We start from the raw sequence: 10,402 nt of genomic DNA, 5'->3' as shown, positions 1-10,402 counted from the left end.
GAGAGAAGTCGCGCCATTGGCGGTGGCTGTGAAGAGGGGTGCACTGCCGTTGGTGTTGGCGCTCAGGGCCGCCGGGGTTGTACCTGCGACCACTGTTCCGAAATTAAGCGTACCACTTACTGTGAGAGTGATTCCCTGGATCACCGTGGTACTGACGGTGACGTTGGTGTTTGCACTGTTTTGTGCGAGTGACATCCCTGCGATCCCGAGGATCATTGCTGCGACTAACATTGCCCGTTTCATAATAGACCTCCTGTAGGTTTTAGTTTGTGAAACGTTATTTTTCTCGAAACTCTTTAGAATCATCTTTTTCATAACTAGACTCATAAGCTCAAGCTTCATGCCGGAATTGACCCTCAAATTTATGCTAGAACAGGAGCTCGATGGACAGGTCGCTTGAAACCGTTACAAATGCGTAACGCTTTCAGATTTTCGTGTAACCAGCGTAATGCCCCTAAATGAAAGGTTTCTAAACCGGGATAATTCAGCGGGTTAGGTAAGCTAAAATCGGTTTCCGTTCGCGGATGAGACAATGGGCAAGGTTTTCTTCTTTCAGGTTGAAGTCGACGCAGCGAGTGACTGCGGTCTACGTCGTGGGGGAGCTGAATTCTGTATCCAAGATTAGTCAGCTGCAACTAGCAGCATATTTAGAGAGTCATGGAGAGGGCTTGCCATGCCGAATTCAGCTCGGCATCTAAAGGCGACCCGGGTCTCTTGAGACGCACCTAGAGCGCAACGCGGACCTTGAGGTGCGAATTCGCCCGCTTATTTCAGTACTATCCTCTTAATCTTAGGGCTAAATGGAAAAGTCACTCGCATGAATCCATTTCGCTCGTCTCTGACAGGCGCGAATGTTTGGTTTCCACTGACTGTCTCAAGGACACCGTCATGGTACGGGATCCTTTCAGTAAATGGGATTTCGACGGCAATGAATTTATAACCGGGTACGTAATCCCCATTCAAACCAAAATCTAGAACATCTGTTTTGTCTTCAGCTCCAAACGTAACATCCATAGCCAGATATTTTCCATCACGATAGTCACGAGTAACACCATCATCGAAATAAGCTGAACCCTTCCCTCTCTTCATTGAAAACACTTTCAGGATCAATGTGTCGGCTTGATCCGAAGTACTCTGAACCAAACTCTGTGTGAACACAACTCCTCCATCTTTCACAAAGATAGGAGTCATGCCCAGCGGGGCGTCGAACTCGTGCCATCCCTCCGAAATTAACTTTCCGTCGTAGAAGCTCATCCAGTTCCCTGAAGGTAAATACACATTCCTCTTCACTTTCCCCGAATCGAGAACAGGCGCTACGAGAAACTTGTCGCCGAACAAAAATTCATCTGACAATTCATAAGACTTTTGATCTTCCGGATAGTTGAGGAAGAGTGGCCGCACCATCGGAAGTCCGGTGTCATGAGCATTCTTGAATTCAGAATAAAGTTCAGGGATGAGTTCGTATCTCCGATCGATGATATTCCTGTTGATCCCCGTATACGGCTCGCCGAATGCCCATGGCTCTCGCGGCTTCGAGTTAATGACACTATGCGTCCTGAAGAACGGGCTGAATACGCCGAGCTCGAGCCAGCGAGAGAAAAGTTCCGGACTCGGATCACCAATGAATCCGCCTACGTCGCTCCCGACAAACGGCTGGCCCGAAAGTCCGATATTCAGAAACATTGAGAGCGCCAATCTCAAGTGCGCGAAGCTTGCAAAATTATCGCCCGTCCACATTGCGGCGTATCTCTGTCCTCCGGCGTAATTCGCGCGGGTAAGCACAAGAGGCCTCAAGTTGGGCTCCAATCTCTCCAATCCTTCACGGGTCGCCCGGGCCATCTGCATACCATACGCGTTGTGAACCGCAACATGCCTGGCAAACTTTTCCGTTTGGGTTTTACTCTCTGAGATCTGCTCTTCATTTTCCACGCTCTGACCTTCATCCACCAAATGCACCACATCCAGATCGAATGTTTTGTTCGGCGAATCAAACACACTCGGCTCATTCATGTCGTTCCAGAATCCGTCGACACCGTAGTCGAGCAGGAACTTGTACTGACTTCCCCACCACTTTCTGGTTTTTTCATTGAAGAAGTCCGGGAAAACACACTTACCGGGCCACACCTGACCGGTGAAATGACTGCCGTCGGGCTTTTTTACAAACACACTGTCCTTCATCCCGCTCTCAAATACGTCATATCCTTTTTCATCTTTGATCCCCGGATCGATAATCGTGACCACCTTGAATCCTAGTCCGTGCAGCGTGTCGAGCATTTCCTTCGGTGTCGGAAAATTTTTCGGGCTCCACGTAAAACATTTATACCCATTCATGTAGTCGATATCGAGATAGATCACGTCACATGGGATATTGTTTTCCCTGAACCCGCGGGCGAGTTCTAGGACTCTTGCTTCCGGATAATAGCTCCATCTCGACTGCTGGTACCCGAGTGCCCAGAGGGGAGGCATATGCATTTTGCCTGTAAGCTCACTGAATTTACCCACAACTTCCGCCGGGTTTTTCCCGGGGATGACGTAAAGCTCGAATGCCCCCTCTTTCGCGGTATATACGATCTGATCGCTGTCCGTTGCGCAGACATCGAACGTCGTGCGCGATGTATTGTCAAGGAATATTCCGTATGTGCCTTGCGGGTCTGATTTGAGGAGAAACGGTATGCTCTCGTACAGTGGGTCGAACCTGACCGTATAAGCCGGAAAATCAGAGTTCCACATGGTGGCACGAGTGCCGTATTTGTTGAATGGGAGCGTTTTCTCACCAAGCCCGTAGAAGTTCCGTGCTCCGTGAATATCGAATTCCGCCACAAGCCCTGTATCGCTGAATTGGACGCCTTTCAAATCCAGCGAATTAACTCCTGATTTTGGTATGAAGGAAAACTCGAGATTTTCGAGATGGAAATTGAAAGTGCCGCCAGGACCCGCCAACTCGACGTCCGCCTTGCCGATCTTCATGGATGAAGCCGGAATAGCCACCGGGGAGTCAATAACTGCAAACGATTTCATTTCGTCTTTGCCGCGCATGACTGTGAGATGGACGATTCCAGATTTGAACACTTCAATCCTCGCTTCGCCGGAATCATAATGTGCGAAAATGGCTTTGGGTGTTTGTTCCAGTTTGGAAAGGTTTCCAAGTGTGTTCATAGTCCCGTTCGAATTTGTGTGCAGGGAGAGTGAAGCTAAGAGAAGTATTAAGCTCAATGTGTGCATATCAGATTTCAGTTAAGTGAACTTCGATTGACGAATGAGAGAGTGCTTATAACTCAAATATAACCACAGAGGCGCGTCTACGCGCCGACTTGTCCGCCGAAACGAAGTGCAGGCGAAAGCGCTACGACGCGCAGGCACGGAGGGGTGGCTCTGTGTCTCTCGTGGTTTAATTCTTTCTTAGATTATCTTCAGGTGGAGTTCCATCAGCTGCTCCCTGCTGACTTCGCTTGGTGCCTCGTCCATGAGAGACATCGCGCTGCTCGTCTTTGGAAATGCGATGACATCGCGAATCGACTTGCTGCCGGTAAAGAGCATTGCGAGCCGATCGAATCCGAACGCTATCCCGCCATGCGGCGGCGCACCATACCGGAACGCTTCGAGCAAATGACCGAATTTCTTTTTCGCTTCTTCTTCCGTTATGCCGAGACAGTTGAACATCTTCTGCTGCATTTCCTGCTGGAAGATTCTTATGCTCCCGCCCGCGATCTCGTTGCCATTCCAGACAAGATCATAGGCTCTCGCATGCGCGCGGCCAACAGCGTTGTCGGGAAGCCAGCGTTTCTTCTTCTTGAACTCCTCCATCCCTTCATCGAGGAGCGAAACATCTTCATCCCTCGGCGACGTGAATGGATGATGCATCGCCGCGAACCTATGGTCATCATCCGACCATTCAAGGAGCGGAAACTCTGTAACCCAGAGGAGCGAGTTGGCTTTCTCATCTATCAGATTGAATTTCCTCCCGAGCTCCAGTCGGAACGCGCCTAGTGTCGTGTAGATCTGTTTCCTCGACTGAGTCACGAGGAGAATCATGTCGCCGTTTTGTGCAGAGAATTTCTCGCGCAGGTTCTTCAGCTGTTCGGGCTTAAAGAATTTGGATATAGATGAGTCGAGCGTGTCGGCTCCGACTTTGAAATTTGCGAGACCGGCGGCACCGCACGACTTCGCAGTATCAGTCAACTCATCGACCTGCTTTCGGCTGAGTCCGCCCTGGCCTTTAAGATTCATACCGCTGACAAGGTCGCCGCTTTCGATAGCCGATTGAAATATCTTGAACTCCGAGCCGCGAAGGATTTCGGTCACGTTTTCGATCTGAAGACCGAATCTCAGGTCCGGCTTGTCGCTTCCGTATTTCGTCATCGCCTCGTCGTAACTCATCCGCTGGAGCGGCGTCTTTATGTCGATCCCTTTGATTTCCTTGAAGAGCTGTACTACAAGCCCTTCCGACATCTTATAAATATCTTCTTCCAGCACGAAGGACATTTCGATATCGATCTGTGTGAACTCCGGCTGTCTGTCCGCGCGAAGGTCTTCGTCCCTGAAGCACTTTACAATCTGAAAATACTTGTCGAAACCGGCGACCATGAGGATTTGCTTGTATGTCTGCGGCGATTGCGGGAGCGCATAGAATTTCCCGTGGTGGATTCTGCTCGGCACTAGATAATCCCGTGCGCCTTCGGGCGTGCTTCTCATGAGGAACGGGGTCTCGATTTCAAGAAACCCGAGGGAGTCCAGATATCGTCTGACCGACTGCGCCATCCTGTGTCGCACTAGGAGGTTCTTCTGCATTAATTCGCGGCGCAGGTCGAGGAAACGGTATTTGAGTCTGAGCTCCTCACTGGTGTCGACGTCGTCTGCCACGGGGAACGGGGGCGTCTCAGCTTCATTCAAGATAACGAGCTCGTCCGCAATCAATTCAATCTCGCCCGTTGGGAGAGATTTGTTGACGGTCCCCTCCGGTCGGCGTTCGATCTTGCCAACGACAGCGATGACGTCTTCGCTTCGGAGTTGTTTGGCCACCTGGTAGACGGCTTGATTATGTTGTGGTGCGAACACGACCTGAGTTTTTCCGTATCTGTCCCGGAGGTCTACAAAAATTACGCCTCCGAGGTCGCGTCTGCCGTCGACCCAGCCGTTTAGCGTGACTGACTTACCAATATTAGCTGCTCTCAACTCGCCGCAGGTATGAGTTCTCGTCTTGCCTTTTAGAGACACGGACATCTGAAAAGTCTATCGATTAGTTCAAAATGCGTGAAATTTAATATAAGGTGGTGGGGGGAGAGTTTCAAAAAGAGGAAGTATCTGTGTCAAGACATCGGTACCAGGGGGACGGTGGTCAGTATTCTGTCCGGATTACTCTGTCGTTGCTCCTCTGTATCGGAATGTGAAGTGACAGCAAACCTCTGATTACCGACTACTGTGAACGGTCAACTCCTACACAAGAAACACTTACGAAAACATTCCAGCTTACGTTCGTACTCGAGTCACTTGAGTACCACCAGCTTTTTCGTATCCATATAAGAGCCTGCCTCGAGCCTGTAGAAGTACACTCCGCTCGGAAGTCTGTCGGCGGTAAACGTGACCGAATGCGTTCCGGTGTTCTGTTTCTCATCCACGAGTGTCGCCACGAGTCTGCCAATCACGTCGTACACTTTCAATGTTACATGGCTGACTGCCGATATCTGATAACTGATCACTGTCGTCGGATTGAACGGATTCGGATAATTCTGCTTAAGGGCAAATGAGCGTGGAGCAAGAGACGGAGGCGTCACCCTGGTTGATACGAGGGAGTGCTTTGCTATCAATGCCGGATCACCGAGTAACGTAAACCTGTGAGCAATATCAGATTCCCAAGCGGGCATTGTCGCTTCATAGACTTTCCCCAACGGTTCATCAGGTTCTTTTATCATTGTCTGAATCAGAGAAGTGTAGAACATGACCGCAGTGTTCTCAAACATGAGGCCTTCGGATGATATCACGGCGACCGCCCCGCCGCCCTCATGATCGAGGAGGTGCGTCGGTATTGAGACCTCCGGGCCCGTATCGAAAGTCAAATCACATCCGCCCAGGAAGCACACAGGAAGGCGACCGCCATTCTTCAGAGAGTCGATGCTCCAAGTCGTAAAGTAGTGAGAGTACGAAAAGAGAATCGGGTCCGCGTGGCCTGTGTAAGCGACTATCGCCGCTCCCTCGCTCCAAAGATTCACGAATCCGGTGGAATCCAGATGAGAGGGCGAATCGCTCCGAACGTGAACGGAAACAGTGTCCGTCCATAACGAATCGAGAAATAAGCGCAACCGAGCCGCATCCTCCTCGAAAACGCTTCCGTCTTCTTGCCGGTAGTCGGCGAGGGAAATTGCGCGGTTGCACCATGCGGCAGATGTGTCTGACTCGTATGCAATAATCTTATCGACCATTATGGAAAGGCCTGATGAGTCCCATGCTGGAAGGCGGCCGATGCAAGCGTCCGCAGTTATCATGCCGCCAGACACCGGGTCGTCGACGAACCACTGGTCTATCATAAGGATCGAGTCCGCAGGCGCGACTCCGAGTCCTAGTAGCGTTTCCGGTTGTGGGTGGGAAGGGATCACATTTATATTACCCGCAAGAACGAAGAACTGCGGCTTAGGCTCGCTCCAGTTTTTCACTGCAAATTGCATGAATGATTTCAATGCCGTGTCAGGCGACAATCCTTTTCCGAATTGAGCCATAACAGAATCCACATCGACAATCATTGTAGTGAATCCGTTTTTCCGATGTCTGAAATCCGCCAGCTTTTCTGCGACAAGAGCGTAACCAGATGAAGTGATAATTACGTAGTCGGCGCGATTTGAAGTATCCGTGAGATCCTTCGCGAAGCTCACAAGTGAGAGCACGGTAAGTGTAGAAATGGATAATAGAATGAAGAATGGAGTATACATGATCATAGCGCGTTCGCCCGGCATTCCCTCTACCGTTTCGCACACTTCATCTCTACAAACTCTCTTCTGGGAATCCTTTCCCTGATTCATGGAGCAGCCTCCTGACTGAAGGCAATCTATTTTATTCGTTCATGTTGTGCAAGGTGAGAGAAGCGGCATGAGTGCCGACACGTCATATATCTCAAGTCTTACAGTCGACGACCGGTTCAAATCGAATCTTATCGTCGTCCTCGGATTGAGCGGGAGCCAGCTCAACATTCCTCAACGGGACGTCGCCCATCATGCCGGGTAAGGCTGAAACGACCAAACGTGCAGCCGGTCCCTTTCAGTTGTCATCGCGCAAAGTGTCTGTAATTGGCCCAGCGATTAAGAGTGTGACTGCTCATCAAACGTTACAGCGGTAAAAGACTTTCAAGTTACTGACTGTCTACGTCGACTTCTGCATGGTAACTACTTGTTACGAGGATAGATGGGATATGCCCGAGTTGAGTAGAACTCGGGCTACCTCATATTGACAGGGAACCGATCTCCACCGGAAAACGGAACTGACCTGGGGTTAACCAGGTTGAAGCGTATAATCCTTCGGCACCATGAATTTGTCTGCCGGAACCTTCGCGTTCTCTTCGAGCTTAACTGCTTGCTGAGTGGTTTCAGTACCCTGGCTCTTAACATTGAGATACAACAGGATCTTGTCCCACCCGGCGTATGTAGCGACAGATCCCTTACCGTCGTCGGTTCCGAACGTGACACAGCTCTTACCAAGTATTGTCATGTTAGGAAGCTTTTTCGCCGTCCCGGACTGGCGGTCTTTCTCGGATCCGAATTCGGTCCACTCCACGCGAAACTCTGTACCACTGTATGCGGTTCCACGCTTGATTGCCAGCTTCTCCTTGTGCTGAAGCAAATATAGCTCCTTCCCATCGCTGAAGTATGAATTGCTCAGTTTTTCATTGTAATACGTCTCTTTACATTCCTTCATTCCGTAATCGTCGAAGTATACGATTACTTTCGTCTTGACGTTCATCGTCCCCATCTTCATTGTAAGGTCGTATGTCACGATTCCCGACTTGATGTCGTATTTCTTCGTCTGTGCACCTGCGACGAGCGCAAACCAGAAAAAGAACGTGACCATGATAGACCGGTTCAACTTTTTCATGCGATTTCCTCCATTATTCGGAATTCAGTTAAGAATGTCAGTTAACACTCAATGACTTGTTTCTATGATGAAATCGAGATCGAGAGAAAATATCGTGACTTTCTTGGTAAAGAGGAACGCCGGCGTGAAGGCCACCTGACCTGAAGGCGAATTTCGTCCCACTACCGAAACTCCAACTCCATAAAGTAGTGCATCATTGTTTCTAGTCTCAGTGTAGCCACCGGTATACCTGAGTTTGTTCGTTCCTGCCGAGTAGCCAACGACAGCGGCCGGCTGAATGTACGCGGCGGGAGATATCTTAATGTTCTCATAGATCGTTCCCGAATACCAAAAATAATCGCCGACCAATGTCTGATTGAATTTGGCGAGTTGAGCGGACGAATATGAATCCCGTTCGTAGTTTGCCGAAACCGCAAACGAAAGCGGAATACTTGTCTCATTCTGTTTCAGGAGATATACAGTTATTTCCGGCGAGTATGAAAAAACCTTCAGTCCATTGCCGGCGATGTCTTCACGGGGCGAGGCTTTAAAGATGGAGAAGTCGAGATCGACGACACCAAAGAAAGAATATCCTGCGGCACCGCCGAATGCGTCCAAATCTTGAGTCAAATTGTATATGCCCTCGATTCCGAACCCGCTTTTCCATATTCAAGATACGCACCTTGCGATGAAGCGTATTCCGGGAGGACAAGTTGAGCAAAGAATACGATTGTGACCAACCTGCCCGCATGCATTGTCAGGCTGCGGTGGCGCGATTCATGAGCTTCCGGAATTTCTTGAAGCATTTAGCCCTCCTGACTTCTATTGCCCACGAGAATCTAACGGGAGGCCCTGGGATATTCAAGGGAGCCACGTAACGCCTCTACTTCATTAATATCATTTTCTTGACGGATGTATAACTCCCCGCCTGAATTCTGTAAAAGTATATTCCGCTCGGCAATCGGCTCCCGTCAAATGTCGAGAAATGCTCCCCCGGATTCTGCTTCTCGTCTACCAGGGCTGCCACAAATCTTCCGAGAACGTCGTACACTCTCAACGTCACATGACTGATCGCTGACAACTGATAGCTGATTACTGTACTCGGGTTGAACGGGTTTGGAAAGTTCTGTTCAAGCGTCAATGCGCGTGGAGTTTCGACCGGCGGCAACACGAAGGTGCCTGAAGTAGATATTCTCACCGTCAATGCCGGATCGCCGAGAAAAGTGAACCTCTTGCAAATGTCGCCAACGAGCCCTGGCATTGCAGCCTCGAACGACTCCCCGATAGGAGTATGAGGATTTTTAATCATGGATTGGATCACGGATCTGAAGAACAGCACGGTTTCCGCCTCGTACATAAGACCTTCGCAAGAAATGACCGCCACTGCGCCTCCGGCCTGCCGGTCCAGGAGGTGCGTGGGGATCGAGCGCGCCGGGCCCGTGTCAAAGGTCAGATCGCAGCCGCCGAGGAGACAGACAGGCAAGCGACTCCCGTTCGTGAGCGAATCTATGCTGCACGTTGTGAAAAACTGTGTCGCGGAAAGCTGTGTCTGTTTTGCGTGACCCATATAAGTGACGATGGATGCTCCCCGGTTCCATAGCTCCAGGAACTGGGTGGAGCAGAGATGACAGCAGGACTCACAGCATATATGGACCGAAACCGTATCGGTCCAGAGTGAATCGAGAAACGTCTGCAAATATTTTGAGTCGTGCTCGAAGATGTCTCCGTCAGCTTCGCTGTAATCCGAAAGTGAGATGGCACGGTTCTGCCATGACCCCGTGGAATCGGTCTCGTATTCTATCGTCTTGTCGATCATTATCGAAAGGCTGGCCGAGTCCCATGCCGGGAGACGGGCGATGCAAGCGTTCATCCGCTCGACACCGTCGTTCCCGACGACCTGGACGAACCACTGGTCGATCATCAGGATCGAATCTACGGAAGCGCTGCCCGGATTTTCTATCACCTCGCGTTCAGGATGCGATGCAACGGTGTTGATATTTCCCGAAAGCAAAAAGTACCGCGGCTTGGGATCGTGCCACGAGCTCAATGTGAATTGGATAAACACCTTCAGTGAGGTGTCGGGAGAAACAGATCTTCCGAACTGTGCCATGATGCTGTCGGTCGTGACAACCACAACGGTGAATCCGTTCTTGACGCGGCGAAATGCCGCCAGCCTTTCCGAAATCGATTGATACGAAAGGGGAGTTATGATGATATAGTCGGCTTGATTAGAGCTGCTCCTGAGATTCCCGCCTGCCTCCTCCGACAAGATCGATAGCAGCGAACCAAAAAAGATGAGGGACCTAAATGTCGTCATGCCCATTTCAGCCCGTCCTGCTTTACGGTA

Annotated in this window: 9 protein-coding genes; 1 reads left to right on the top strand and 8 read right to left on the bottom strand. The window is 50.3% G+C overall.

The window, feature by feature from the left end; genetic code table 11:
* From VIS48_00740 to VIS48_00725, 4 genes are all read right to left on the bottom strand, one after another.
* Positions 1-315: hypothetical protein (locus VIS48_00740; GenBank protein HEY9164666.1), on the bottom strand; the 315-nt coding region annotated here is incomplete at its 3' end.
* A 450-nt stretch (positions 316-765) separates the two neighbouring features.
* Positions 766-3,156: a TIM-barrel domain-containing protein gene (locus VIS48_00735; GenBank protein ID HEY9164665.1), complete on the bottom strand. Its 2,391-nt coding sequence runs from the start codon at positions 3,154-3,156 to the stop codon at positions 766-768.
* 243 nt (positions 3,157-3,399) lie between these two features.
* Positions 3,400-5,220: an aspartate--tRNA ligase gene (aspS, locus tag VIS48_00730; protein HEY9164664.1), complete on the bottom strand. Its 1,821-nt coding sequence runs from the start codon at positions 5,218-5,220 to the stop codon at positions 3,400-3,402.
* A gap of 263 nt (positions 5,221-5,483) precedes the next feature.
* A complete protein-coding gene (locus VIS48_00725) occupies positions 5,484-7,010 on the bottom strand; it encodes a C25 family cysteine peptidase (GenBank protein ID HEY9164663.1) in 1,527 nt (508 codons plus the stop codon).
* A 67-nt stretch (positions 7,011-7,077) separates the two neighbouring features.
* Here VIS48_00725 and VIS48_00720 point away from each other — a divergent pair, with 67 nt between their 5' ends.
* Positions 7,078-7,212: a hypothetical protein gene (locus VIS48_00720; protein ID HEY9164662.1), complete on the top strand. Its 135-nt coding sequence runs from the start codon at positions 7,078-7,080 to the stop codon at positions 7,210-7,212.
* 264 nt (positions 7,213-7,476) lie between these two features.
* Here VIS48_00720 and VIS48_00715 read toward each other — a convergent pair whose 3' ends face one another.
* The 4 genes from VIS48_00715 to VIS48_00700 all read right to left on the bottom strand — a co-directional run bounded on the left by VIS48_00715 (position 7,477) and on the right by VIS48_00700 (position 10,372).
* Positions 7,477-8,076: a hypothetical protein gene (locus VIS48_00715; protein ID HEY9164661.1), complete on the bottom strand. Its 600-nt coding sequence runs from the start codon at positions 8,074-8,076 to the stop codon at positions 7,477-7,479.
* Positions 8,077-8,124: 48 nt separating this feature from the next.
* A complete protein-coding gene (locus VIS48_00710; protein HEY9164660.1) occupies positions 8,125-8,685 on the bottom strand; it encodes a hypothetical protein in 561 nt (186 codons plus the stop codon).
* A complete protein-coding gene (locus VIS48_00705) occupies positions 8,682-8,861 on the bottom strand; it encodes a hypothetical protein (protein ID HEY9164659.1) in 180 nt (59 codons plus the stop codon). Before VIS48_00705 ends, VIS48_00710 begins: the two co-directional genes overlap by 4 nt.
* A 77-nt stretch (positions 8,862-8,938) precedes the next feature.
* Entirely contained in the window at positions 8,939-10,372 is a 1,434-nt protein-coding gene (locus VIS48_00700) for a C25 family cysteine peptidase (protein ID HEY9164658.1), read from the bottom strand.
* Positions 10,373-10,402 lie beyond the last annotated feature (30 nt).

The sequence above is a fragment of the Candidatus Kryptoniota bacterium genome, from assembly GCA_036567965.1.
Lineage (GTDB): Bacteria > Bacteroidota > Ignavibacteria > Kryptoniales > JAKASW01 > JAKASW01.
Note: the sequence above shows the minus strand (reverse complement) of the source record. Positions and strands in the feature narration are given on the sequence as shown.